A 25,873-nucleotide genomic window follows, 5' to 3' on the forward strand; every position below is an offset into this window, starting at 1 on the left:
GCGAGAAGTCGGACCGGCCGACTCCTCGCGCGGGCGTGCTTCTCGCGCGGGCGCGGTCAGGGCCCGGCGCCCTACGACGGACGGCGCCCCCAGCAGGAGACCATCATCCAGGCGGTGTCGGTGAAGGCCGGGTCGTCCAGGTGGGCGACCGCCGCCGCGATCCGCTCGGCGGTCATGAGCCCGGTGGCGACGAGCCCGGGAGCGGCCTGGGCGAAGCACCGGCGCCAGAACGCGTCCTCCGTCCCGTCCGTACCGCACACGGCGACGCGTACGGTCATGCCGATGTCGGTGAGGCCGGAGCGGGCCATGGCCGCGGGGATGCGGCGGGCCCAGGTGTGGTCCGTCCCGTGCGTCCGGGCCAGCAACTGCTGGCAGGCCTCCAGCAGTTCGGCGAACTGCGGATAGGGGGAGGCCTCGGCCGGGAGGTAGGTGGGGTCCTCGACGACGATCCAGCCCCCGGGCGCGAGCCAGCCGGCCATCCGGTCGAGGGCGAGCTCCGGGTCGGGGAGGTGGCCGAGCAGGGCCCGGGCGTGCACCAGGTCCTGGGAGCCTGCCGGGAAGTCGTCACGCGTCACGTCGTGCCGTGCGACCGTCAGATTGACGGGCACGGGCGACGCTTCGAGGAACGCGGTGTCGAGGTCGGTGGCCGTCACCCGGCCGTCGGGGCAGCGGGCCGCGAGCCAGCGGGCGACGGACCCGCGCCCGGCCCCCGCCTCGACGCAACGCCAGTGCGCGGCGACACCGAGCCGCTCGAGGACGCCGATGGTGGTCGGGTCGCAGAGTTCTTCCAGCAGACGCAGGCGTTCGCGTTCGCCCTGCGTGCCGTGGGCGAGGACGCCGTCCTGGTAGACCGGGTCGCTCACGGCCGGCTGCCCGGATCGGTCATCGGGCTGTTCCACACGCGCATCAGCGCGACCAGCCGGCCGCAGTAACCGCGCTCGGCCTTCAGGTAGTCGCCGCCGCCCGCGCCGAAGGACCAGGCGACGGCGTTCATCTCCTCCTCGTCGTACGAGGGGGCCGCACGGAAGAACGTGGCCAGCCGGTCGTTGACGCGCGGGAACCTCCCGGCGGGCAGCCGGAGGGCGTAGACGCCGACGCGCTCGATCTCCCCGGTGGCGATGCGGAGCGTCACCGAGAACGTGTGCCCGTCCGGGGCGGTGAAGCCGGTCATGTCCTGGAGCGTCGTCCCGTCCGGCACCCCGGCCCGGGAGAGGGAGAGCAGCCGCTCCGCGGTCCGGGCGTCGAGCCCTTCCCGGGTGCGGAAGTACAGGTTCGCCGTGTCGTGCTGGTAGTCGACGGCCACGTGCCGTACCGAGGTCAGGCCGAGCTCGCGGAAGCGGTCGTGATGCCGGCGGATCGTGTCCGGGACCCCGGGGACGTCCAGGACCTCGTCGAGGGGCCGGATCCCGCCCAGGTACACCCACGTCTTGACCAGGCCCCGGACCGTGTCGAAGTCGCACAGCTCCGTCGACCCGTCGTAGCGGGAGCTCCAGGCGGAGATCAGGCCGGCCGTCCGGCTGTCGGGGTCGAGGAGCCCGGCCCGTGCGCCGATGCCCACGGTGTCGACCGGAACGCGGTCGTAGAAGCGGTAGTTCAGCGCGCCGCCGGGCTTGTCGTTGGTGCGCCACAGGACGGCTCCCCGGTGGAAGCCCTCCTCGTACGCGGCCAGCACGCGGCGCGTCATCGGCACGGAGTGGTCGACGCCCAGCAGCTCCGCGGTGGCCTCGACGTCCTGGAGGAAGCGGGACGCGGAGAAGTCGGCAGCAGACACCATCAGGGGTGCCCCCGTTCGTTCGTGGAGGAGTTCGGCGGGGCGATCGGACCGGTCCGGTAGTGATCCAATCACCTCGAAGATCGTTTCGCCAGGGGGCGCCGATTGGTTCGGATGAGATGTGTGGTGCGAACTCGACCATTTGTGGCGTGCCGCTGTTAGGCTGCGCGCCTGAATACGAACTCTCCATGATGTAAAAGGACTTGGAAGAGAGGGTGAAGGATGAGGCCCGAAGACGTCCCCCTGCTGTTCCGGGAGCTGGCCCGCGAGTTCGCGGACGTGACCGACATGTCGGTGGCGGCCACCGGTTCGCTCGCCCGCGGCGACCACCGCACCGGACCCGGTGGTGACGTCGTCTCCAACCTCGACCTGGTCCACGTCGTGGCCGAGGACGCGGACGTGCCGGAAGTCCGTCACCTGGTGGGGCGGAGGATGCGGCGGATCTCGGACGGCTTCGGCATCGAGACGACCTCCGTCATCGCCAGGCTCCCGGTCTTCCGGCAGGCCGGCCACGCCCACTACCGGATCAGCATGCGGCGCGAGTGGTTCTGCGACGGCCTCGAACTCGGCTCGGAGGGCTTCGAGCTGCCCGGCCACGACGAGGACGACCCGCGCACGGCGTTGGCCTGGATGGTGCAGCCCGTCCCGTACTACCTGGCCAAGGCGACCGGCGTGGACCCGACGACCAACCTCGCCAAGGCCCGCCGGGCCGCGTTGCGGCTGGCCGACCGGTTCGACCTCGATCCGATACGCGACGGCCTCGACAACCTCCCGCGCGCCCTGCACGCCCTGATCGCCGAACGCGGCGTCACCCCACTGGAATCCACCGCCCGTTACCTCGCCGCCCCCACCCACCCCGACATCGCGCAGCTCGTCCGCGACGCCGTCTTCGTCGAGAGCATGGGCCTGTCGTCCGCCGACTCGATGGTCATCCTGCTGCCGTCCGCCCCCAACTGACCGCTGTCTCCCGTACCGACAGCGACCTCCCGCCTCGAGTACGACCTCCCGCACCGACAGCGACCTCCCGCATCGAGCACGACCTCCCGCACCGACCATGACCGGAGCCGCATCCCATGTCCACTCGGCAGCACGTGGAGATCCTTCCCCCGCACCCGCTGCGGGCCGGCTACGACAGGTCCCTGGAACGCGGGTCGATCGCCGACGACTTCCAACGGCGCCTGGAGCCCGACCACTTCAACCCCGGCTACCTCGGCGCCCTGGCCGAGCGGGTCGAGCGGGCCCTGGTCCAGGATCCCGCCGACGAGACCATGCGGTGGCGCCTGGCGTTCCTGCTGCTCCAGAACAACGCCACCGCGGCCGCCGTCGAGCGGGCCGAGGGGCTGCTCGCCGGCGCCACCCTCCCGCAGTCCCGGCGGCTGGCGCACCTGGTGGCGGGGATCCGGAGCCGGGCCGACCGGCCGCGCGCCGGCCGGCGCGTCCGGCGGGTCAACTGGTCGATCAACAACCGCTGTCCGATGTCCTGCCAGGGCTGCTACAACCCGTTCGCCGCGGAGCAGATCGACCTCGCCCAGGCGGAGCTGATCATCGGGAAGCTGGCCGCGCACGGGACCACCGACCTGGTACTGGCCGGCGGCGACCCGCTGCTGTGGCCGCCGATCTTCGACGTGGTCGACCGCGCGACAGCCGCCGGCCTCAAGGTCGGCCTCGACACCACCGGCTACACGCTCACCGCCGAGAAGCTCGACCGCCTGCGCGGGCTGTCCTCGCTGCGGCTGCCGCTGGACGCCGTCACCCCGGAGGTGCAGCGCGCCTTCCGCCGCAGCCCGGACGCCGGGCTGCTCGACGCGCTGCTGGAGTCCCTCGCCCTGTGCGACGCCGAGGGCTTCGACCGGGTGCGGGTGCACACCGTGGCGAGCGCCGAGAACCTCCACCAGCTGCCGGAGCTGGCCGCCGAGATCATGTCCCACCCGTCGGTCGCCCAGTGGGTGATCTTCCAGTGGTGGGGCCGGCGCGCGTCGCCTGCCACCGTGCGCCGGCTCGGGGTGGCGGTGGAGGACGTCCGCGAGGTGGTGGAGGGGATCCGCCGCGACCATCCGGGCCGGGAGGTCCACCTCGCGGAGAGCAGCGAGCGGGAGCTGCTGAACTGGATGATCCAGTCCAGCGGGCAGGTCGTCACCTTCGGTTCGGGCGCGGAGGAGGAGTTCATCCTGGGCAACCTCCTGACCGACGAGGTCGAGGAGATCCTGACCCATCCGATCCTGGACTTCGAGGCCATGTCCCGGGGGATCCCGGTCACCCCCGGGACCGTGTTCGCTCCCGCGGACGCCGTACGGGGCTGACGCCCTCCCCCGCTGATAACGGAACGGTTGCGGAGCCCGCCCTTCCCCTGCCCGGGGCTTGACGGCACGGGGAGGGCGGGCGTTTGCTGTGTCCGCCCGTTGAAGCCTGTTTGGTTCTGGTTTGTTTTGTGTGTTTGAACGTTCAAACCCGGGATAACCCAACGAGTAACCCCCACTGCGCCCCAATACCCCTTCGCCCTACAGTCTTCCGGCGCCACCCCACCGAGAGGAATGCAATGTCACACCTTTCTCGTCGCGACCTTCTCCGCGCCTCCGGAGCCGGCCTGCTGGCCCTCGCCGCCGGCGGCACCCTCGCGGCCTGCGGCGGCGGCTCCGGCTCGGGAGGCGCCGCCGGCGGGGACGCCGACACCGGCACGATCACCGTCTGGTCCTGGGCCACCGCCGCCGAAGCCCTGCGCGGGATCGTCCCGGCCTTCGAGAAGGACAACCCGGGGATCAAGGTCGACGTCCAGGACATCGGCGAGCCCGCCATCTGGGACAAGATCACCGTCGGGCTGGCGGCCGGCGGCCAGGGCCTCGGCGACGTCCTGCACATCGGCTGCGACTACCTGCCGGGCTACCAGGAGAAGTTCCCCGGCGGCCTGGCCGACCTCTCCGCCCTCGGCGCCGACGCGTACAAGGACAAGTTCGCCAAGGGCCTGTGGCCGGTCGTCACTGGCAAGGACGGCCACGCCTACGCGCTGCCCTGGGAGGTCAACCCGCTGGGCTTCTTCTACCGCAAGGACTACTTCGACAAGGCGGGCATCGACCCCGAGTCCCTCGCCACCTGGGACGACCTGATCGCCGCGGCCGACCGCTTCAAGGCCGCCAACCCCGGCGTCGCCCTGATCGGTCTCAACCGGGCCGCCAACCCCACCCCCGACCTGGACTTCCTCCAGTCCCTGATGCAGCTCCAGGGCGCCTTCTACTTCGACCTCCAGGGCAAGATCACCGTCGGCTCGGAGCAGGCCGTGCGCGCCCTGACCATCATCAAGCGGCTGGACGAGGCCGGGATGATCGGTGACACCCCCGGCGTGCAGAGCTGGCCGCCGGTGATGAAGACCGGCAAGCTCGCGGTCGCCGCGATGCCCGCCTGGGTCGCGCACTACCTGGAGAAGAAGTTCCCCGACCAGAGCGGCAACTGGCGCCTGACCAAGCCCCCGGCGGTCACCCCCGGCGGCAAGCGCACCGCACTCGTCAACTCCACCCACCTGGCCGTCGCCGCCTCCAGCCCGCGCCGCCGCGCCGCCTGGAAGTTCGTCGAGTACGCCGTCGCCCGGCCCGCCTCGGCGAACGCCATGTTCAATGCGGGCGGCGTCTTCCCGGCCCTCACCGACGCCTACACCGACCCGCTGTACGCCGCGCCGAGCGCCTTCTACGGCGGCCAGCCGGTGCTCCGGACCTTCGCCGACCTCGCCATCGAGGGCGGCGACCCCACCAACTACTCCGGCGACTACGCCCGCGCCCTCAAGCTGGTCAGCGACGCCCAGACCAAGGTCCTGCTCAGAGGCGCCGACCCGGCCGCCGTCCTCCAGGACGCCGCCAAGCAGCTCGCCCAGCAGACGGGACGCGGTATCGCATGAGTGCCGCCAGTCCGACCTCCACCGGCCCGGCCGCCCGTGCCCTCACCGCGAAGGCCAGGCCGAGCCGTTGGCGGCGCACCGCCCTGCCGTACCTGCTGCTCGCCCCGGCCCTGGTCACCTTCGGCGTGTTCAAGGCCTACCCGGTCATCGACTCGCTGCTGCTGTCCTTCACCACCGGCTCCGGCGCCGCCACCCGCAACGCCGGAGTCGCCAACTACCGGCGCCTGCTGGACGATCCGCTGTTCTGGACGGCCCTGCGCAACACCGGCGAGATCCTCGTCATCCAGGTCCCGCTGATGCTCGGGCTGGCCCTGCTGATGGCCGTCGGCATCAACTCCGCGCTGGTGCGCTGGCGCACGGTGTGGCGGCTCGGCGTCTTCATGCCGTCCGTCACCGGCCTGGTCGCCACCGGCGTGATGTTCGCCTACCTGCTCAAGGCGGACGACGGCGCGGTCAACTGGGTGCTGAACGCCGTCGGCCTGCCCTCCGTCGACTGGCTGGGCCAGCCGGTCTGGGCCCGGATGGCCGTCGTCGTGGTGCTCACCTGGCACTACACCGGCTACAACGCCGTCATCTACCTCGCCGGACTCCAGTCCATCCCGCGGGAGTTGTACGAGGCGGCGATGGTCGACGGGGCCGGCCCGATCCGCCGCTTCACCTCGATCACCGTCCCCGCGCTGCGTCCGGTGCTGCTGTTCACGGTCGTGCTCTCGACCATCGGCACGCTCCAACTCTTCGACGAACCCTACGTGCTGACCGGCGGCGGGCCGGACAACGCCACCCTGACCGTCTCCATGTACCTGTACCAGAACGGCTTCCGGTACTTCGACTTCGGCTACGCCTCCGCCATCGCCTACGCGCTCACCCTGCTCGTGTCGGTGCTCGGCGCCATCCAGATGCGCCTGATGGGAGAGCGCGACAAGTGACCTCGACGAGTACGACCCCCAAGAGCACCACCCCCCGGAAGACCACGCCCGACAACCCGACCGCCAAGAACGGGAGCCCCCTCAAGAAGCTGCGCGGCTGGCCGCTGACCTTCCTGCTGGCCGCTGTCACCGGGCTGTCCATCGCCCCCTTCTACTGGCTGGTGGTCTCCTCCACCCGCAAGGACACCGAGGTCTTCGACTGGCCGCCCAAGCTGCTGCCCGGCGGGAGCCTCGGCGACAACCTGAGCCGCCTGGAGCACAAGATCGGCCTGCTCCGGGTGGTCGGAAACTCCCTGCTGGTGGCAGGGGTCCAGACGCTGGGCGCCCTGGTCGTGGCGCTGCTCGCGGGCTACGCCTTCGCCAAGTTCCGCTTCCGCGGCCGCACCCTGCTGTTCGCCCTGCTGCTCTCCACCCTGGTGGTGCCCGAACAGGTAGTGCTGGTGCCGCTGTTCAAGATGATGATGGACTTCGGCCTGCTGGACACCTACCAGGCGCTGATCCTGCCCGGCCTGTGCGTGCCGTTCGCCATCTTCCTGATGCGGCAGTCGCTGAGCAGCCTGCCGGACGAACTCCTGGACGCCGCCCGGGTCGACGGCGCGGGCGAACTCCGGGTGCTGTTCAGCGTGGTGGTGCCGGTCATGCGGCCGGTGCTGGCGGCCCTGTCGATCTTCCTCTTCCTGGGCTCCTGGAACCAGTTCGTCTGGCCGCTGATCGCGCTGCGCAGCCCCGAGATGCACACCCTGCCGGTCGCCCTGGCGACGCTGCAGGGCAACAAGTCCAACACCGACTACGGCGCGATCCTCTCCGGTACCGCGCTGTCCACCCTGCCGATGATGGTCCTCTTCCTGGTCCTCCAGCGGCAGTTCATCTCCGGCCTGCTGGCCGGCGCCACGAAGGGCTGACGATGACCGGAACGAACGACACCGACACCAGCGGCAACACCGGCACCGGCACCGGCACCGGCACCGGCACCGGCACCGGCACGGGCACGGGCACGGGCACGGCCGAGGCCGAGGTCTGGGAGCCGCACGCCCCCACCGCCGGCACCCTGCGCCCGCTGTACGCCGACGGGCTCGACCTCCGGGTGAGCGGCACCGGCACGGCCCAGGGCATCGCCGACGGCGTGGTCGAGGTGACCGCCGAGGGCGCGGGCGAGGTGCGGATCGAATGGCGGGTGCCCTGCGTGGACGCCACCGCCCTGTGGACCCCCGAGCCGCGCGGCACCGGCTGGCTGCCCGCCGCCTGGAGCGCCCCGCGCCGCACCTCGCTGGCCAACGGCGCGCCGATCGCCGCGCTGGTCGGCACCGGGGACGTCGCGCTGTGCGCCTTCGCCGCCTGGCGCCCGGACGTGCTCGCCGGGGCCGGCGTGGTCGAGGAGACCGGCGAGTTCCGGTTCTGGGCCCAGGCCACCGACCGGCTCACCGTCCGGATCGACACCTCGCGCCGGCACTTCGGCCGCGCCCTGGCCGACCTCGCCGCCTGGTGGGGCGAGGGCCGCAGCGCCGACATCCCGGAGGCCGCGCGCCGCCCCGCGTACTCCACCTGGTACTCGATGCACCAGGACATCACCCCCAAGGGCGTCGAGACCCAGGCCGCGCTCGGCAAGGAGCTGGGCCTGGACGTGATCATCGTGGACGACGGCTGGATGACCGCCGACCGCACCCGCGGCTACGCCCACTGCGGTGACTGGGAGCCGGTCTCGCTGCCCGACACCGCCGCCCACGTCCAGCGGGTGCACGACCTCGGCGTGCGCTACATGCTCTGGTACGCGCTGCCGTTCATCGGCAAGGACAGCGCCGCGTACCGGGAGATAGGCCACCTCGCGCTGGCCGACGCCGCCCACATGGGCGCGATCGTCGCCGACCCGCGCCACCCCGAGGTCCGGGCCTTCCTCACCGACCGGCTCGCCCGGGCCGTCGAGGAGTGGGGCATGGACGGCCTCAAGGTGGACTTCGTCGACTGGTTCGCCCGCGCCGCCGAGAGCGCCGACGCCCCGCCGGCCCGCCCCGGAGCGGACTGCGCGAGCGTCGAGGAGGGCGTGGAGCGGCTGCTCGCCGCGATCCGCGGCCGGATCACCGCCGCGAACCCCGAGGCGATGATCGAGCACCGCCAGCCCTACGTCAGCCCCGGCCTGTGGCCGTACGCCACCATGATCCGCGCCACCGACTGCCCGCTGAGCCCGCAGGAGAACCGGCAGCGGACCATCGACGTGCGGCTCGCGGCCGGGCCCGTCCCCGTCCACGCCGACATGCTGATGTGGCACCGGGACGAGCCGGCCGAACAGATCGCCTGCCACCTGATCAACGTGCTGTTCTCGGTGCCGCAGGTCTCCGTCGACCTCGCCACCCAGACCGAGGCCCAGCGCGAGGCGATCGCCTTCTGGCTCGGCGTCTTCCGCGAGCACACCGCCACTCTCCAGCTCGGCGAACTGCTCCCGGCCCGCCCGGACCTCGGCTACCCGGCGGTCACCGCGCGCGGCACCGACACCGTGGCGGTGGCCCGCTACGCCGCCCTGCCGGTGGACGCCTCCGGCGACGACTGGCGCACCCTGCTGGTCGCCAACGCCGACGCCGACCCGGACGTCCGGCTCACCGGCGGCCGTGGGCAGGTGGCGGTGACGGTGCAGGACGCCCGGGGGCGTATCGTCCGGCAGGGCGATGCCGAGCTGGACCTGGTGGACGCGATCCTGGTGCCGCGCGGCGGGCTGCTGACCCTGCGCCGCTGACCGCCCCCGGGGCGGGCCGGACCGTCTTCGGGCCCCGGCCCGCCCCGCGCACCCGACCACGTCTGGAGAACCGCATGCCCGAGGGACCGCGCCGGCCGCGCCGCGGCGCCACCACGATCGAGGAGGTCGCCCGGGCGGCCGGGGTCTCCCGGCAGACCGTCTCCAACACGCTGAACGCGCCGCAGCGGGTCCGCCCGGAGACCCTGGAGCGGGTGAACGCCGCGATCCGCGAACTCGGCTACCAGCCCGACCAGTCGGCCCGCTCGCTGCGCAGCGGCGCCCGGCGCACCATCGGCTACCTCGTGCCGGTGGACGACCCGCTCGACCCGAACCCGTTGATGGCCGGCTTCCTGGAGGCCCTGGTCGACGCGGCCGGGGCGGCCGGGCAACGGGTGCTGCTGTTCCGGCCGCGGCAGGGCACCGCCGACCCGGTGGCCGCGATCGACGAACTGGTGGCGGCCCGTCAGGTGGACGGGCTGGTGCTGGCCGACGTGCTGCACGAGGACGTCCGGATCGCCCATGTGGCCCGGCTCGGCGTCCCGTTCGTCAGCTTCGGACGGACCGGGCCCGGGGAGCCGCAGTCCTGGGTGGACATCGGCAACGAGGCGGCGATGGCCGAGGTGGTGCGGCACCTCGCGGCGCTCGGCCACCGCCGGATCGGCTACCTCGGGGCCGCCGAGGAGCTGCCCTGGATGGCGGCGCGGCGGGCCGGGTTCCTGGCCGAGGCGCACCGGCTCGGCCTGTCGGCGGTGGCGACGGGTGCGACGGGCGCGACGGGTGCGACGGGTGTGGCGGGTGCTTCCGGGCCGACGGGGGCTCCGGGCGCGGCGGCCGAGGGCTCCGTGGTGGCCTCCGTACGGGCGCTGCTGCGCGGGCCCGGCCGGCCGACCGCCGTCGCGGCCGGCAGCGACCTGCTGGCCCTGGACGTGTACGAGGCGGTCCGGGCGGAGGGGCTGGTGGTCGGCCCCGGAGGTGTGGCCGTCACCGGGTTCCACGACACGCCGCTCTGCCGGCACCTCCATCCCGCGCTGACCTCGGTCCGGCTGCCGCTGCGGGCGATCGCCACGGCCCTGGTCGGCCGGCTGCTGGACCAGGTGCGCGGGGAAGCGGCGCAGGGCGAAGGGCTGGAGCTGCCCACCGAGCTGGTGGTGCGGGGGAGTTCGGGCCGGCCGGGCTAGCCGCGGAGGCGGCCCGGCTCAGGCCCCGGCCCCGGCTCAGGCCCCGGCCGCGGCTCAGGCCCCGGCGCAGGTTCAGGCCTTGTGGGCCTCCGGACGCTCGGGGGAGGCCTCCGCGAGTGCCCGGGTGACCCCCTCGACCCCGGCGCGCAGCCCGTACACCGGGGTCGCCGGCTGCTGGCGCCAGGACTCGTCGATCCCGCCGGCGTCCACGGTGTCGAAGCCCAGCTCGTCGACCAGCGCCCGCACCACCCGCTTGGCCGCCTCGTCGTCCGACGCGACCGGCACGGCGATCCGCTCCGGGTCGCCGGCCGGGCGCGGGCGCTCCAGCAGGTCCTGGGCGTAGGTGCCGTTGAACACCTTCACCACCCGGTGCCCGAGGTGCTGCTCCGTCCAGCGGCTCTCGGTGAGCCCGCCGTCCTCGATCGCGTCGATCCGGCCGTCGCGCTCCTTCGGGTAGTAGTTGCCGGTGTCGATCACCGCGACGCCCTCCGCGGCGCCGTCCAGCAACCCGGCGGGCAGGTCCGGAACGCTCTTCAGCGGCACCGTCACCACCACGACCCGGGCGCCCCGGGCGGCCTCGGAGACCGTCACCGCCTTCGCCCCGGTCTCCCCGACCAGTGCCTCGAGCGTCTCCGGGCCGCGGGAGTTGGCCACCGACACCTCGTGACCCAGCGTGGTCAGCCGTCGCGTCAGGTTGCCGCCGATGTTGCCCGCGCCGATGATGCCGATCCTCATGGGAAACCCCTCTTCGCGAGTGCCGTACCGGACCGCCGCCTTGGCCCAACCACGCTGCGATCGCCCCGATTCCCGGTCGTGAGGGTGGTTTTCCGGAACCCATGGTCCGAGCGGGCCTGGTACCGGTCCGGGCGGGTCGCGAGGGTGGACGGCATGAGCCACACTTCCCCCGACTTCGACTTCGACTCCGACTCCGACTCCGACTCCGAGTCCCGCTCCGACTCCACCGTCCTCGTCACCGGCGGTACCAGCGGCATGGGCCTCGCCGCTGCCCGCCACCTCCTCGACGCCGGGGCCCGGGTCGTCGTCACCGGCCGTGACGACGCCCGGCTCGCCCGCGCCGCACAGCGGCTCGACGCCGGGGACCGGCTGCTCACCGTCCGCGCCGACGCCTCCATCCCGGCCGACCTCGCCCGGCTGGCCGACACCGTGCGGGAACGGTACGGCCGGCTCGACGGGGTCTTCGCCAACGCCGGCGTGGCCGGGTTCCAGCCGGTCGGGGAGGTGACGGAGGCCGAGTTCGACCGGATCGTCGCCACCAACCTCAAGGGCGTGTTCTTCACCGTCCAGCACGCCCTGCCGCTGCTGGACGCCGCCGGCGGCGGATCGGTCGTCCTCAACGCCTCCTGGACCCCGCACCGCGGCCTGCCCGGCGCCGCCGTCTACGCCGCCACCAAGGCCGCCGTCCTCAGCCTCGCCCGCACCCTCGGCAGCGAACTGGCCGGGCGCGGCATCCGGGTCAACTCGGTCAGCCCCGGCTACATCGTCACCGAGATGTTCCACGCCGCCGTCCCGGACCCGGCCGACCACGAGCCGATCCGCGGCCACGTCCCGCTCGGCCGGCTGGGCACCGCCGAGGACGTCGCCCAGACGGTCGCCTTCCTGCTCTCCGACCGCTCCTCGTACATCACCGGGCAGGACATCGTGATCGACGGGGGCCTCGTCCCGGCCTTCCCGTCGCTGACCGGCTGAGCGCCCCCGCTGTGCCTGGTCCTGGCAGGGCCAGGCACAGCCGCACCCGTCCGGGTGAGAATCCATGACGTGAACCCGAGCAGCGCCCTGAGCGAATTCCTCCGCACCCGCCGTGCCGGCCTGCGGCCCGAGGACGTCGACCTCCCCGACTACGGCGGCCGCCGCCGCGTCGCCGGGCTGCGCCGCGAGGAACTCGCCCACCTCGCCGGGGTCAGCGTCGACTACTACACCCGTCTCGAACAGGGCCGCGTCGGCAACCCGTCCGACGCCGTCCTCGACGCCGTCGCCCGCGCCCTGCGCCTGGCCCCCGACGAGTCCGGCCACCTCCACCGCCTCGCCCGGCCCACGGCCCGCCCCCGCCGCCGTCCCGTCACCCGCCAGGAGGCGCGACCCTCGCTGCTGCACCTGCTGGACCAACTCGCCGACACCCCAGCCGTGGTGATGGGCCACCGGATGGACATCCTGGCCTGGAACCACGCCGCCGTCGCGCTCTTCGGCGACTACGGCGCCCTGCCCGTCGAGGACCGCAACATCGCCCGCATCACCTTCCTCGACCCGGCCTCCCGCGAGCTCTACGCCGACTGGGCCGCCTGCGCGAGGGAGAACGTCGCCTTCCTCCACCTGGAAGCCGGCCGCCGCCCCGACGACCCGCTGCTCGCCGAGCTGATCGGACAACTCTGCCTGGGCAGCGAGGAGTTCCACGGCATGTGGGCCGAACATCCGGTCGCCGACAAGACCTCGGGCCGCAAGTCCTTCCGCCACCCGCTCGCCGGGACGCTGGACCTCGCCTACGACACCCTCCGCCCGGCCGACGACCCCGGCCAGGCGCTGGTCACCTACACGGCCGACCCGGGCTCGGCCTCGGACGACGGGCTGCGGCTGCTGCTGTCCTGGGCGGCGTCCGGCTGACGCATCCGGTCCGCCTCCAGCATGTTCGCCCTGGCCAGGACCGTGTCCGGATGGTCCGGTCCGAGGATCCGCTCGAGGTCCGCGGCCGCCTGGCGGAACATCTCCACCGCGTGATCCCGGCGTCCGGCGTCCCAGTACGTGGCGGCGAGGTTGTTGCGGGACATGAGGGTTTCGGGGTGGTCGCCGCCGAGGAGGCGTAGGCGGTCGGCGACGACCTGTTCCTGGAGGGCGACGGCCTCCTCGATGCGCCCGGCGTCCGCGTAGCTGACGGCGAGGTTGTTGCGGGCCATGAGAGTACCGAGGTCGTCGCCGCCGAGGAGGCGTTGGCGGTCGGCGAGGACCTGTTCCTGGAGGACGATGGCGTCGTCGGTGCGCCCGGCGTCCGCGTACGTGGCGGCGAGGTTGTTGCGGGCGGTGAGGACGGCGGGGTGGTCGCCGTCGAAGATGCGTTGGCGGTCGGCGAGGACCTGTTCCTGGAGGGCGACGGCCTCGTCGGTGCGCCCGGCGCCCCAGTACGAGTGCGCGAGGTTGTTGCGCGCCGTGAGGACGTCGGGATGCCCGGTGCCCAGAAGCCGCTCACCGGTGGCGGTGAGACCGTCCCAGTAGTGGACGGTCGAGGTGGACAGGCCTGCCTCGACGAGGCTGAGTCCGCAACGGAACAGCAGGTCGTGGATTCCCAGCGACGGTCGGATCAGGTCGGCGGTACTGTGCGCGGCGAGCGCGTCGGTGTTGGCGCGAAGGGTCGCGGCCAACTCCATCGCGGTGAAGTCCGCACTCGGCCACAGCTCGACGAGGGCGTCGGCGGCCGCGAGGCCGGCTCGTGGCGTACCGGGCCCGATGTCGAGGGCGGCACGGGCGGTGAGCGCGTGCAGGGTGACCTCCCGATGGGGAGTCTCGGCCAGGGTGACGAGGCTGTAGTTGTGCAGCACGGCGAGTGCGTCCGTCACGTCGTCGGTGTCGACGGGCGTGCCGTGCACGGCACCGAGGTGGTCGAGCACCGACTCCGTGCCCCACAACTCCTGCGGATGCCCGGCCGGGTCGAGCAGCGCCGCCAGCCCGAGAACCGGCCCGGCGAGGCCGACCGGCTCCTCCTGCTGCGCCGCGTCGAGGGCCAGCAGCAGTGCCGCCGTGACCGGTCCCCGGTAGCCGTCGGCGCCGGCGCGGGCGGGCAGGACGGCGTCCAGGCTGCGGGAGCGGTCGCGGAAGAGTTCCAGGTAACGCCCGCAGCTGCGGCGGGTGTTGACCATGTAGGCGGCCGCGTGGGCCAGCGCGAGCGGCAGGTGGCCCAGCTCCTCGGCGAGCTCGGCCGCGTGCTCGTCCAGGAAGCGGGCGCACTTCGCCCGCTCCAGCCGCTCGCGCAGGTAGGCGGCGGACTCGGCGGGGGAGTAGGTGGTGACGTCGACGAGCATCCGGTCGCCGCCCGTACTGGCCGCTCCCCGGTGGCGGGTGGTCGCGATGACCCGCCCCCGGCCGGCCCGGCCGGTGACGGGCCAGAGCTCCTCGGGGGTGTGCTCGGTGGTGTTGTCGAGGACGACCAGCCAGTTCCGCTCGGTCGCGGCCAGCCAGGACAGGAAGCGCTCGGCGTCCTGCTCGGCCGCCTCCCCGTTCGCTCCGGGCACCCGGAGCTCCACGGCGGCCCGGGCGTACAGCTCCGTCACGGCGGAGGGCTCGGCGGCGTCGGCCCACAGCACCAGGTCGGTGCCCGCCTCGACGGCCGCCCGCGCGTAATGCGCCGCGAGCTGCGACTTCCCGACGCCCCCGCCGCCCGCCAGCACCTGGCTCAGCACGACCGTCCCGTACTCCCCACGGGCCTCGTCGATCTCCCGCCGCAGCTCCGCGCGGGGCTGGAAGGCCGTCGCCTTCGGCGGGATCCGCCCGATCACCACCGGCCACCGCACCTCGGCGGCAGCCGGCGCGGCGTACTGGTGGACGGTCATCTCTCCTGCCTGGAACGCATGGCCGTTGACGGTCCCGCCGTCGATCCCGTTCCGGACCTGCCACCCCTGCTGCACGTGCTCGCCCCCACCGCCCCGCGTTGTCGTGGCCTCCATTATGGGAGCCGGGAACGGCGCTGCCGTGCCGCCCGGGGATCGGGCGGCACGGCAGCGTTCGGAACGGTCCGGGACCGCCCGGGGGTCAGGCCGTGAAGTAGCCGTTCAGGTCGGCGACCACGTGGACGTCACCCCAGTTGTTGGAGAACGTCACCCGGCCGTCCACGACCGGGACGACGACCAGGTTGGCCCTGGTCTCCCCGGCCGTGTAGTTGATGTTCGACACGCCCGGGCGGGCGGTGCCGTGCGCGTAGACGGACAGGTTGCTGTCCGCGGTCGGCTCGGTGACCGCGACGTTCAGGACCACGGCGGTGACGCCGGTGGCCGGCACGCCCTCCAGACCGGTCACCGGCAGGCTGACGATGCCGCCGTGGCCGCTCAGCGCTCCGGCCCGGGCGCCGAGGCCACTGCGGGTGTCCAGCAGGCGGACCGGGGTGGCCGGGGAGTAGGTCGAACCGGAGTCGCCGTAGTAGCCGGTGACGTCGGCGACCAGGTCGACCTCGCCCGCGCTGTTGCGCAGGTCGACCTTGCCGTTGACGACGGGGACCGTCACCAGGTTGGCGACGACCTGGCCGGCTTCGTAGTTGAGGTTGGAGACGAACGGCAGCGGCCGGCCGTCGGGGTAGACGGTGACGTGGCCCGAGCCGGTCGGGCTGACGGCGATGACGTTCATGACGACGGCCGTGACGCCGGTCGCCGGGACGCCGTTGACGCCGGCCACCTGGAGGTTGACCACGCCGCCGGCGCCGACCCGCTGGGCGGGGGTGCCGGTGCCGGTGCCGTCCCGGGTGTCCAGGAAGCGGGCCGGGGTGATCAGGGAGAAGGCCGAGCCGGTGGCAGCGTCGGTGTAGTAGCCGGCGACGTCGGCGACCAGGTCCACCTCGCCCGCGCTGTTGCGCAGGTCGACCTTGCCGTTGACGACCGGGACCGTCACCAGGTTCGGGACGATCTTCCCCGCCTCGTAGTTGAGGTTGGAGACGTACGGCAGCGGTTGGCCGTCGGGGTAGACGGTGACGTGGCCCGAGCCGGTCGGGTTGACGGCGGTGACGTTCATGACGACGGCCGTGACGCCGGTCGCCGGGACGCCGTTGACGCCGGCCACCTGGAGGTTGACCACGCCGCCGGCGCCGACCCGCTGGGCGGGGGTGCCGGTGCCGGTGCCGTCCCGGGTGTCCAGGAAGCGGACCGCGTCGATCGGGACGAACCGGCTCTTGGGCGGGGTGGTGGCGGCGGTGACGGTGAAGGCGTCGGGGAGCGAGACTCCGTAGACGCCGTCGAGCTCGATGCCGTAACGGCCCGGCGCCACGCTCCTGGTGTCGAGCAGGACGTCGAGCGCGGTGCCGTCGGCGTTCACCGAGAGCGTCTCCAGGAACTGCGTTCCGGAGACGCCGCCGCCCACCAGCTTCGCCTTGCTGCCCAGGTGCAGCCCGGTGCCCCGGATCACGGCCTGGACCCGCGTCCCGGCGGCGCCGGCGGACGGGCTGACCGAGGTGAGGGCGGTCCGCGGCCGCGGTATCGGGCAGGAGGAGTCGCAGGTGCCCTGCATGCTGTACTCGACCGGCAGGTCCGAGGTGCCGGGGCCGACGACCAGGACGGCCTGGCCGGCGTCGCCGCTGTTCGTGGTCTGGCACCGGGCGCCGAACCCGCTGCCGCCCGTGCACTGGTGACCGAGGTAGCCGCGGTCCCAGTGGGCGCCGCTCAGCAGGCTGATGGTGGGCTGCTGGCTGTAGGGGGCGCTGCTGTTGCCGACGATGTTGAAGGACTGTGAGGGCTTCATGTCGACCACCGCGCAGTAGCCGGTCGAGTCCTCGGTGAACACCCCGCTGCGCTGCGGGAAGCCGTCGATCGAGACCGGGTGGGCGGTGCACTCCGGTGCCCAGCCGTCGGCGGTGCCGACCTTCCAGGTGTCCACGCTGGTGCGAATGGGCTTGTCCCGGTACCCGGCCGCGATCAGGACCATGGTGTACGAGGCCGAGCCGGTGACCAGGCAGCTGGTCCCCCACTGGGTGCAGACGTTCTTCCCGCCGGCATCGAGCACGGCGGTGAGCACGCCCGGACCGTACGGGTTCCTGCCGGGCCGCGAACCGAGCCAGATCCTGTCCGTGGCAGCGCCGTCGACCCGGACGCACCGGGCGTCCAGCGCCGAGGACAGGTCGAACCGGAGCGACGGGCCGCCGACCGTCGTGGAGGACGGCGTGAGGCACTGGGCGCTCGGCGAGACGTCACGCCGGGCGAGCTTGTAGCTGTCGGCCTCCCAGGTCCGGATCGGGATCAGCAGCGCGGTGTACGGGACGCCGGCGGTCAGGGTGCAGGACTTGGCCGAGTTGCCGTAGACGATGAACGAGCAGGCCTCGCCGCCCGCGCCGTCCACGATCTTCATCTCGGCGTTCAGCTGGTTCTTGAGATTGGTGTAGTCGATCACCTCGGACGTGGAGTGCCCGTCCGCCGGCAGGCTCAGGCACGCGGCCTGGTACGAGCCCTGGGGCATCGGGACCTCGATGCCCCAGCTGCCGTCCAACCCGCTCTGCGGCCAGGCGGTGCAGCCGGCGGTCTCCTCGGTCCGGTGGACCACCAGTCCGTAGGCCTTGGACGGGGAGCCGGTCAGCACCACGCGGAACGGGGCGGTGCCGGTCAGCCGGCAGACGGTGGTCGCGTCGCCGACGTCGCACTGCTTGGCGCCCGAGGCGTCGGCGACCTGGCCGACGGCCGCCGCGCCGTCGGCGGGCGGCCGGTTGAGCAGGTAGACGCCCTTGCCGCTGGCGGTCGGCAGGGTCAGACAGAGCTGCTGGCCGGGTCCGCCGAAGGTGCCCGTGGCCGGACCGGTCGTCAGGCCGGTGTCGTCGGCCGCGACGCAGCCCCGGGTCTCCTTGGCCGAGTGGAAGGCCATGCCGAACGCCCCGACGGAGGTCGCGTACGGGTCGACGGCCCAGGTGTAGTCACCCGGCGTCAGGTCGCAGGAGCCCTGGGGGCAGAGTCCCCCCTGCGGGCTGCCGTCGGCGGTGTTCAGCCCGCCGGCGACGGAGCCGCCGTTCTGGACGACCGGGCCGAAGTCGTACCGCGCGGGCTCCGGGACGCGCAGCGTGCGGCACCGGGTGACGGAGGTCATGTCCGGGGAGGCTCCGAACGCCTGGGGCTCGACCGGCGTGCAGCCCTCCGGGCGCGAGAGCCGCGCCGCGAAGAAGTCGTACGTCAGGGCCGTGCCGTTGTAGCGCTGGGCGGTGATCCGGAACGGGGCGGTGCCGGTGAGGCGGCAGTCGGGCGTGCTCCACTTGTTGCAGACCGGGGTTCCCGTGGCGTCGTAGACGACGGTGTTGGCGCCCCGGAGGGTGGCTCCGGTGCGGAGCATGTCGCCGGCGACGAGGCCGTTCACCTGGTAGCAGTCACCGGCCGAGCCGAGGGCCAGGGAGCCCTGGAACACGGTCGGGGCGCCGAGCGTGAGGTCGGCGGCGTCGATCCTCCGGCAGGCCGTGGTGGACTGCAGCGGCAGGTACGAGAGCGCGAGAGCGGTCGGCGAGCTGGTGACGGTGCCGACCTTCAGGGTGTACGTGCCGGCGAGGCTGGTGGCACACCGCAGGGCCTGGCTGCTGCCCCAGCTCGGGCCGACCGGATCGTCGCAGGTCACGGTGGTGCCGTCAGGGGCGACCACGGTCGGGATGAGGGATCCCTGGGCGGCGACGATCTGCACGAGCAGCAGGTCCTTCTTCTGCGGCAGGTCGATGCTGAAGGTGGCGGTCGCGCTCTGGTCGAGGGTGCAGGCCGCCACGGTGTCGGGCTGCAGGGCCGTCGGGCACGGGCCGCTCGGGTCGGCCTGCCGCAGTTCGCGGGCGAGGGCGTCCTGGTCGGCCTTCCGGTCCGGCTCGGCGGCCGTGGCACCGGCGGTCGGGTTCGGAGCCGGTGCCGGATTCGAGGTCAGGTCCGGGCCGGCGCCCGGGTCCGCCGAGGCGCCCGCCTGTGGCGAGGCAGCAGCCGCCGCCGGCGACGCCGTCGGCGCCGGTGCCGCGGCCCGGGCCGGCACGGCCTGCCCCACCAGCGAGGCCAGCACGGCCAGCAACAGGGCCCCGGAGGCGACAGTGCGCCCGCCGCCGCCTCCCCTTCGTCGTACTCGTCTGCCGATCGGCAGCACGCTCATCTACTTCCCCCACCTTGGACGGGATTCGCTCACGGAAACCACACATGTGATCGAGCTGGCGGAGTCTAGCGGGACGCACACGGACCGGGCCAAGCGAATACCGGGCCGCCGGACGGGCCCCGGCGGTACGCTCGCGCGCCTCGCGGCTGCCGTCGAGGCGGCTATCGGGCGCACCGGAGGCCGAGGAGTGGGGGCGCCGCTCTGGTGGGCCGTCAGGCGGTGGCGTACGGTCGGCCGGTATGGGGTTCGATCAGGCGCGGGTGAACCGGATCTTCCTGCCCGAGGCCTATGCCGAGGGCGTGCCGTACGACCTGTTCCGGGAGCTGCGGAGGGCGGCCCCGGTGTGCTGGGTCGAGGAGCCGGCGGTGGGGGAGTGGCCGGCCGGTCCCGGCTACTGGGCCGTGCTGCGGCACGCGGACGTCAAGTACGTGCTGCGCACGCCGGAGCTGTTCTCCTCCTACCTGGGCGCCACCCAGATCCGGGATCCGGACTCCCCGGTGGACCTGGAGTTCGCCCGGGCGATGATGCTCAACCAGGACCCGCCCGACCATTCGCGGCTTCGGCGCGCGGTCGCGGCGGCGTTCACCCCGTCCGTGTTGCACGGGCTCTCGGCCGCCATCGAGACCCGGGCCGCCGAACTCGTCGCCGCGGTCCGCCCGGTGGGTGAGGCCGACTTCGTGCCGATCGCCGCCGATCTGCCCGTGTGGACGCTGGCGCGGATCCTGGGCGTTCCGGAGCAGGACCGTCAGCTGCTGGTGGACTGGTCGAACCGTGTGATCGGCTACCAGGACCCGGACCACGCGCGGTCCAGCACCGTGGACCCGTCGGGGTTGACCGACCTGGGACGCGCCGCGGTGTCCCGCCGGCCCGCGGTTCTCGTGACCCCGGACGGCCACCCCGTGAACCCCCGCTCGCGGGCCGCCCTCGCAGACATGTTCGCCTACGCGCACGCCCTGGCCGAGCAGCCGCCGCCCGGCAGCATCGTGGCCCGGATGACGGAAGCCGGACTGAGCACCGCCGAGTTCGAGACGATGTTCTTCCTCTTCGGAGTCGCCGGCAACGAGACTCTGCGCAACGGTCTGCCCGGCGGCTTGTACTCCCTCCTCACTCATGCCGACCAGTACCGCCTGCTGAGCCGACGGCCCGACCTGGCGGCTTCGGCGGTGGACGAGCTGCTGCGGTTCTGGCCGCCCGTACTGGACTTCCGGCGCACCGCCACGCGGGACGTCGTGCTCGGCGGGCAGCGGATCCGCCGCGGCGACAAGGTGGTTGTGTACCACGCCTCTGCCAACCGCGATGAATCGGTCTTCTCCGACCCGGACCGCCTGGACATCACTCGCACACCGAACGACCACGTCAGCTTCGGCTTCGGCCCGCATTTCTGCATGGGCGCACAGCTTGCCAAGATCCAGATGTCAGCCCTGATCCGGCGTGTCATCGCCGAGCTGCCCGACCTGGAGCTTGCTCCGGGCGCTGCGCCGATGCGGCTGGTGTCCAACTTCCAGAACGGGCTGAAGAACCTGATCATCCGCTGGCGTTGAGGGGTGCCTTGAGGTAGTTCGATGTCTGCGCGTGCGGTGCGGGATCCGCCCTCGCGGCGGACCCGCCAGTGCCGGCGCCGGCCCCGCCCCCGCCCCCGAGGGCGATCCCCGGCATCCGGCCCGCCCCACGCCCGATCCCGCCTCGTGGTGCGGCAGTTGGGACTCCCTCACTCGCCCTCCCGGCTTGTCGGCGTCTCGTCGGACCACCGGCATCCCGGTCCCGCGCACCGGCCCGTCATCACCCGCGACGGCGAGTCGTGCACCGCATACGAAGCTGAACCCGTCCTGCGGACCGTCCCGTTCCAAGGGGAAAGGGCAGCGCCTGCGCGCTGCCTCCACTGCCGATTCCCTGGAGGACCGCAGTGCCCCACCTCTCCCGCCCTTCCCGTGCTCCCCGCCCGGCGGCCAAGGCACTCGGCGCGGCCGCCTCGTTGAGCCTGGCGCTGACACTCGTCCTGACCGCGTCCCCCGCCCTGGCCGCGCCGCCGGGCCCGACCGCGGATCCCGATCCCGTCCCCGGCCTGGTGGCGGGCGAGGACACCGCCACCCCGCAGCTGGTGACCGGGCTGTCCGAGGCGGCGCCCGGCGGTCCGGTCGAGGCGGCCCGCGCCCACCTCGCGGCCCACGTCGACCGGTACCGGATCGACCCGGGGCAGCTGACCGAACTCGCGGTCGAGAGCACGGCCGAGAGCCGGCACACCGTCAGGTTCCAGCAGTACCACGGCGGTGTACCGGTGCTCGGCGGGCAGTACCTGGTGCGCCTGGTCGGCGAGGGCGCCGATCAGCGGGTGGAGTCCGCCGGCGGCAAGTACTTCACCGGACTGACCGTGCCGACCACCTCCGCCGTACCGGCTGCGGCGCTGCGGGCAGCGGCGCTCGGCTCGCTCAAGGACCCGCGCACCCGGGCCGGGGCCACCGCGGAGGACCGCGGCCTGGTCGTCCTGCCGGGCGGTGCCGGGCGGCTCGCCCAGCACTTCACCGTGCGCACCACCGTCCCGGCGACCGGCGGTCCGCTGATCCGCGAGGTCTACGTGGATGCCGCACTCGGTGTGGTCGCCCTCGCCCACGACGCCCCGGCGCCGTACCAGGTCGGCGCCGGAGCTGCCGGCGTCGCCGGTACCGCGTCCGCTGCCACCGACGCCGCCCCTGGCGCAGCCGCTCCTGCCGCTGCTGATGCCGGGCCCTCGGGATCCGCCGCAGAGCCCGCCACCGGTACCGCCCCCAACCTCCGCGGCGGTACCGTCCCGGTGAACATCGCTCGTCAACCGGACGGGAGTTACCGGCTCGTCGACCTCACCCGGCCCACCACCATCAGCACGTACGACGCGGCCGGGCAGGAGTTCTACCAGTTCATGGGCGGGCTGCCCGAGGGCAGCCTGCCGGTCGCCTCCCCGGGCCCGGACTTCCCGGCCTCGACCGGCGCCGGCGGCGCCACCGACGCCCACGTCAACGCCGCCGCCGTCTACGACTTCTACCGCAACCGGCTCGGCCGGGACAGCCTGGACGGCAAGGGCGGCCCGATCGTTTCCGTGGCGAACGCGAGCCACGACGGCAAGCCCTTCCCGAACGCCGCCTGGGACGGGCAGAAGATGGTCTACGGCAACGGCGACGACAAGCACCTCCCGTTCTCCGCGGCGCTCGACGTGGCCGGTCACGAGATGACGCACGGCGTCATCCAGCACACCGCCAACCTGGTCAACGCCGGGCAGTCCGGCGCGATGAACGAGGGGCTCGCCGACTACTTCGGCAACGCCATCGACGTGACCACCCGCGGCATCGCGATGGACGACCCGCGGGCCCCGCTGATGGGCGAGGCGCTCTGCCGCACCGGCACCCCGGAGGCCTGCGCCAACCGCCGGCTGGACGACCGCCGCACCACCGCGGACGACTACCTCGGCACCGGGCCCGACCTGGACAACGGCGGCGTGCACCTCAACTCCACCATCTTCAGCGGCGCGCTGTGGGACATCCGGCGCACCCTCGACCCGCTCACCGCCGACAAGCTGGTCTACCGCGCGCTCACCGAGTACCTCACCCCGCTGGACGACTTCGTCGCCGGACGCAACGCGGTGCTCGCCGCCGGCCGGGCGCTCAAGCTCGGCAAGGCCGAACTGCGCAAGGTGGCAACGGTGTTCGACGCGCACGGGATCAAGGCCGGCTGGCAGAGCCGGATCGCGACGGACAGCCACCCGCTGCTGCGCGACGCCACCGTCCTGACCGGACCGGCCGCGGCCGGCGGCCACTGGGTGATGGGCAACACCGAGAACAAGAACGGCCAGAGCACGACTGCTCTGTACACCGGCTCCACCACCGCCCCCGGCACCCCGACCCGGCTCAGCCCGGATGACGGGCGGATGCACAGCTGGGCCGCCACCGACGGCAAGTCCGCCGCCTGGCTGGCCATCGGGCCCGACGCCACCGGCACATGGGGGACGGAGGTGCTGAGCAGCCCGCTGTCCGGCGGGCCGGTCCGCAGCGTGTTCCACTCGTCCAGCCAGTCGCCCACGAGCGTGCAGATATCCGGCGGGGACGTCGCCTTCCTGGTGCGCGACAGCAGGACCAACGTGGCCAGGGTCGTCCTCTCCCGCGACGGCGCCCCGCTGGTGGATCTCCCGCTGCCCGAGGGGCACTCCGCCGAGGGGCTCACGTTCAAGGACGGCCGGCTCGGCTGGATCGAGTCCTGGACGACCGGCGAGGCAGCCGTCCAGGCCCCGACGGTCTTCTCCCTCGCCACCGGTAAGGTCAGCGCGCAGTACCCGGTGAGCACCCCGAAGGGCGGCGCCGCGCCGTTCCTCGTGTCCCCGCGGCTCGCGGGCGGCCGGTTGCTCTGGCTGTCGCTCCCGGCCGACGGCACCCAGGCGGCCGGCATCCGCTCCGGCGCAGTGGACGGCTCCGGAGCGACCGACCTCCTGCCCGCGGGCTCGAAGTACACCCCGGCGGACGTGGAACTCACCGCCTCCGACCAGGCGGTCACCTTCCTGAACCGCAGCCCCAAGCCGAGCAGCGGCTGGTCGAACGCCGCGCTCCCCAAGCTGTACCAGCTGCCGGTCACCGGCGGCACTCCCGTACGGGTCTCCTGCAACCGGGGCAGCCAGCAGCAGGCCGCCGCCGACCAGGGCAAGGGCGTGGTCTGGCTGGACGCCACCCCCGGCCGCACCGACCTCGTGGCCCGCGACCGCCCGGCCGGCTCCTGCTGATCCGGCGGAGGCCGACGCCCGCGCCGTCGGCATCCGCCGCGAGTGCGGGCGTCGGCCACGCCCAGCGGTCACCCGCAACGGTGAACCGCGCACCGCGTCGCCGTCGGAACGACCGGAGATCCGCCCGGAGATCGTTTGACACTCCTTCGGATGCCGCCAACGATGGGCGCGGAAGCTCGACCGAAGTCCCCTGGAGGCCCTCGCGTGCCGTCCACGCACGGCCGGCGGCTTCCCGCGCATCCACGCACAGCAGGTCACGCGGATCGGTGTTGCGGACGACCTGGGACTTTCGGAGATGGAGATCGACTTCCTGCACGGCAGAACGGCCCCGCACGTTCGGTGGAACTGAGCCGGGCACGCGCGCCCCGTCGGTCGGGACGGCGTGCCCGGCCCGTCACTCGAAGCGCGCGGGGTCGCCGGCCCCGCGTCGGACGATCTCCGCCTCGCCGCCGGAGAAGTCGACGACCGTCGTCGGCACCGTGCCGCAGTCGCCGGAGTCCAGCACGGTGTCGAGCACGTGGTCGAGCCGTTCCTTGATCTCCCAGCCCTGGGTCATCGGCTCGTCCTCGCCGGGGAGGAGCAGGGTGCTGGAGACCAGCGGCTCACCGAGTTCGGCGAGCAGGGCCCTGGTGACGGCGTGGTCGGGGATCCGCACCCCGACCGTCTTCTTCTTCGGATGCATCAGGCGGCGCGGCACCTCCTTGGTGGCGGGCAGGATGAAGGTGTAGCTGCCCGGCGTCGCGGCCTTGACGGCGCGGAAGACGTTGTTGTCGATGTGGACGAACTGGCCCAGCTGGGCGAAGTCCATGCACATCAGCGTGAAGTGGTGGCGGTCGTCGAGACGCCGGATCGACCGGATCCGCTCGAGGCCGTCGCGGTTCTCCAGCCGGCAGCCCAGGGCGAAACAGGAGTCGGTCGGGTACGCGATCAGCTCCCCTGAACGGAGGCCGGCGGCCACGGTGCCGATGGTGCGCGGCTGGGGGGACTCTGGATGCACGTCGAAGTACTTCGCCATTCGGCCGACCCTACGGGATCACGGCCGTCGATCGGCGCAGCCCCCACGCGTCGATCGGCGCAGCCTCCGCGCATGGTGCAGCCCCGCGTCCCGCCCGCGGCGCGTCCGCCCTCACCGCCGCGCCGTCCACCGGAGGAACAGCAGCGCCACGGCCGCGATCCCCGCTCCGAGCCCGTACACCACGGCCGCCCCGGCCCCCAGGGCCGCGCCGCCGAGCACCGTCCCGAGCGGTGTAATCAGGACATCGGACATCCAGGTTCACCTCGGAAGTCGGCGAAGCGTCGGCCGGGGCACGCGGAGCGAGCCGCGCGGGCGGGAGGGAAGGAGTGGGCCCCACTCGACTCCCTCGCCCATGCGCATAACCAGGACACTGCACGTCCGGGTTTCGCCGCGAAAGGCCCACGGGGCTGACCGCCTGGGAGGTCAGCCCGCGCAGTTCGGGCACAGCCCCCGGTAGGTGACCTCCGCCTGCGACACGGCGAATCCGAACCGCTGCTCGGCCGGGAGGTCGGCCAGCGGATTGCCCTGGGGGTGGACGTCGCGGATGGCGCCGCAGCCCGTGCAGATCAGGTGCTGGTGCGGGCGGTGCGCGTTCGGGTCGTAGCGCTTGGCCCGCCCGTCGGTGGACACCTCGACGATCTCGCCCAGGGTGACCAGTTCGCCGAGCGTGTTGTAGACCGTCGCCCGGGAGATCTCCGGGAGGCGCTCCGCCGCCCGGGCGTGCACCTCGTCGGCGGTCAGGTGCACGTGCTCGCCGTCCAGGACCTCGGCCACGACACGCCGCTGGGAGGTGAGGCGCCAGCCGCGCCCGCGCAGCCGCTCCAGCAGGTCACTCATATCG

Annotated in this window: 19 protein-coding genes; 11 read left to right on the forward strand and 8 right to left on the reverse strand. The window is 73.1% G+C overall.

All coding sequences use genetic code 11. From position 1 onward, the window contains the following. Positions 1-71 precede the first annotated feature (71 nt). Complete coding sequence (locus tag ABZ449_RS02950) at positions 72-863, reverse strand: class I SAM-dependent methyltransferase (protein ID WP_360339125.1); 792 nt, start codon at positions 861-863, stop codon at positions 72-74. Beyond that, on the reverse strand, positions 860-1,774 hold the full coding sequence (locus ABZ449_RS02955; RefSeq protein ID WP_360339128.1) for an aromatic prenyltransferase: 915 nt from the start codon (positions 1,772-1,774) through the stop codon (positions 860-862). The genes ABZ449_RS02950 and ABZ449_RS02955 overlap by 4 nt, the downstream gene beginning before the upstream one ends. A 219-nt stretch (positions 1,775-1,993) precedes the next feature. On the opposite strand from ABZ449_RS02955, the gene ABZ449_RS02960 reads away from it, so the two are divergent. From ABZ449_RS02960 to ABZ449_RS02990, 7 genes are all read left to right on the forward strand, one after another. After that, a complete protein-coding gene (locus tag ABZ449_RS02960) occupies positions 1,994-2,728 on the forward strand; it encodes a hypothetical protein (RefSeq protein WP_360339131.1) in 735 nt (244 codons plus the stop codon). Positions 2,729-2,844: 116 nt separating this feature from the next. After that, positions 2,845-4,071: a radical SAM protein gene (locus tag ABZ449_RS02965; protein WP_360339133.1), complete on the forward strand. Its 1,227-nt coding sequence runs from the start codon at positions 2,845-2,847 to the stop codon at positions 4,069-4,071. Between the two features lie 236 nt (positions 4,072-4,307). Beyond that, positions 4,308-5,654 carry an extracellular solute-binding protein gene (locus ABZ449_RS02970; RefSeq protein ID WP_360339136.1) on the forward strand — a complete coding sequence of 449 codons (1,347 nt, stop codon included), beginning with the start codon at positions 4,308-4,310 and terminating at the stop codon, positions 5,652-5,654. Then, positions 5,651-6,580, forward strand: coding sequence for a sugar ABC transporter permease (locus ABZ449_RS02975; RefSeq protein ID WP_360339138.1), 930 nt, complete (start codon positions 5,651-5,653; stop codon positions 6,578-6,580). Before ABZ449_RS02970 ends, ABZ449_RS02975 begins: the two co-directional genes overlap by 4 nt. Beyond that, positions 6,577-7,482, forward strand: coding sequence for a carbohydrate ABC transporter permease (locus ABZ449_RS02980; RefSeq protein WP_360339141.1), 906 nt, complete (start codon positions 6,577-6,579; stop codon positions 7,480-7,482). The genes ABZ449_RS02975 and ABZ449_RS02980 overlap by 4 nt, the downstream gene beginning before the upstream one ends. Before the next feature lie 2 nt (positions 7,483-7,484). Beyond that, positions 7,485-9,305, forward strand: a complete 1,821-nt coding sequence (locus ABZ449_RS02985) for a glycoside hydrolase family 36 protein (RefSeq protein WP_360339144.1) — start codon at positions 7,485-7,487, stop codon at positions 9,303-9,305. 74 nt (positions 9,306-9,379) lie between these two features. Next, entirely contained in the window at positions 9,380-10,483 is a 1,104-nt protein-coding gene (locus tag ABZ449_RS02990; RefSeq protein ID WP_360339147.1) for a LacI family DNA-binding transcriptional regulator, read from the forward strand. Between the two features lie 72 nt (positions 10,484-10,555). Here ABZ449_RS02990 and ABZ449_RS02995 read toward each other — a convergent pair whose 3' ends face one another. Next, complete coding sequence (locus tag ABZ449_RS02995; RefSeq protein ID WP_360339150.1) at positions 10,556-11,218, reverse strand: NAD(P)-binding domain-containing protein; 663 nt, start codon at positions 11,216-11,218, stop codon at positions 10,556-10,558. 153 nt (positions 11,219-11,371) lie between these two features. On the opposite strand from ABZ449_RS02995, the gene ABZ449_RS03000 reads away from it, so the two are divergent. Both ABZ449_RS03000 and ABZ449_RS03005 read left to right on the forward strand, forming a co-directional pair. Next, entirely contained in the window at positions 11,372-12,190 is an 819-nt protein-coding gene (locus ABZ449_RS03000; RefSeq protein ID WP_360339153.1) for a glucose 1-dehydrogenase, read from the forward strand. Between the two features lie 69 nt (positions 12,191-12,259). Further along, entirely contained in the window at positions 12,260-13,099 is an 840-nt protein-coding gene (locus tag ABZ449_RS03005) for a helix-turn-helix transcriptional regulator (RefSeq protein WP_360339156.1), read from the forward strand. Here ABZ449_RS03005 and ABZ449_RS03010 read toward each other — a convergent pair. Beyond that, entirely contained in the window at positions 13,027-15,036 is a 2,010-nt protein-coding gene (locus tag ABZ449_RS03010; RefSeq protein WP_360339159.1) for a tetratricopeptide repeat protein, read from the reverse strand. The genes ABZ449_RS03005 and ABZ449_RS03010 overlap by 73 nt on opposite strands. A gap of 199 nt (positions 15,037-15,235) precedes the next feature. Next, on the reverse strand, positions 15,236-19,279 hold the full coding sequence (locus ABZ449_RS03015; protein ID WP_360339162.1) for a hypothetical protein: 4,044 nt from the start codon (positions 19,277-19,279) through the stop codon (positions 15,236-15,238). A 239-nt stretch (positions 19,280-19,518) separates the two neighbouring features. Here ABZ449_RS03015 and ABZ449_RS03020 point away from each other — a divergent pair, with 239 nt between their 5' ends. Both ABZ449_RS03020 and ABZ449_RS03025 read left to right on the forward strand, forming a co-directional pair. Continuing rightward, positions 19,519-20,820, forward strand: a complete 1,302-nt coding sequence (locus ABZ449_RS03020) for a cytochrome P450 (RefSeq protein WP_360339165.1) — start codon at positions 19,519-19,521, stop codon at positions 20,818-20,820. Between the two features lie 362 nt (positions 20,821-21,182). Continuing rightward, entirely contained in the window at positions 21,183-24,017 is a 2,835-nt protein-coding gene (locus ABZ449_RS03025) for a M4 family metallopeptidase (RefSeq protein WP_360339168.1), read from the forward strand. Positions 24,018-24,411: 394 nt separating this feature from the next. Here ABZ449_RS03025 and ABZ449_RS03030 read toward each other — a convergent pair whose 3' ends face one another. From ABZ449_RS03030 to ABZ449_RS03040, 3 genes are all read right to left on the reverse strand, one after another. Then, positions 24,412-25,032 (reverse strand): L-threonylcarbamoyladenylate synthase, encoded by a 621-nt coding sequence (locus ABZ449_RS03030; RefSeq protein WP_360339171.1) that lies wholly within the window; start codon positions 25,030-25,032, stop codon positions 24,412-24,414. Between the two features lie 111 nt (positions 25,033-25,143). Then, positions 25,144-25,284 (reverse strand): hypothetical protein, encoded by a 141-nt coding sequence (locus ABZ449_RS03035; RefSeq protein ID WP_360339174.1) that lies wholly within the window; start codon positions 25,282-25,284, stop codon positions 25,144-25,146. A 171-nt stretch (positions 25,285-25,455) separates the two neighbouring features. After that, positions 25,456-25,869: a Fur family transcriptional regulator gene (locus tag ABZ449_RS03040; protein WP_360339177.1), complete on the reverse strand. Its 414-nt coding sequence runs from the start codon at positions 25,867-25,869 to the stop codon at positions 25,456-25,458. Positions 25,870-25,873 lie beyond the last annotated feature (4 nt).

Origin of the sequence: Kitasatospora sp. NPDC005856 (assembly GCF_040629945.1) — a bacterium.
Classification (GTDB): domain Bacteria; phylum Actinomycetota; class Actinomycetes; order Streptomycetales; family Streptomycetaceae; genus Kitasatospora.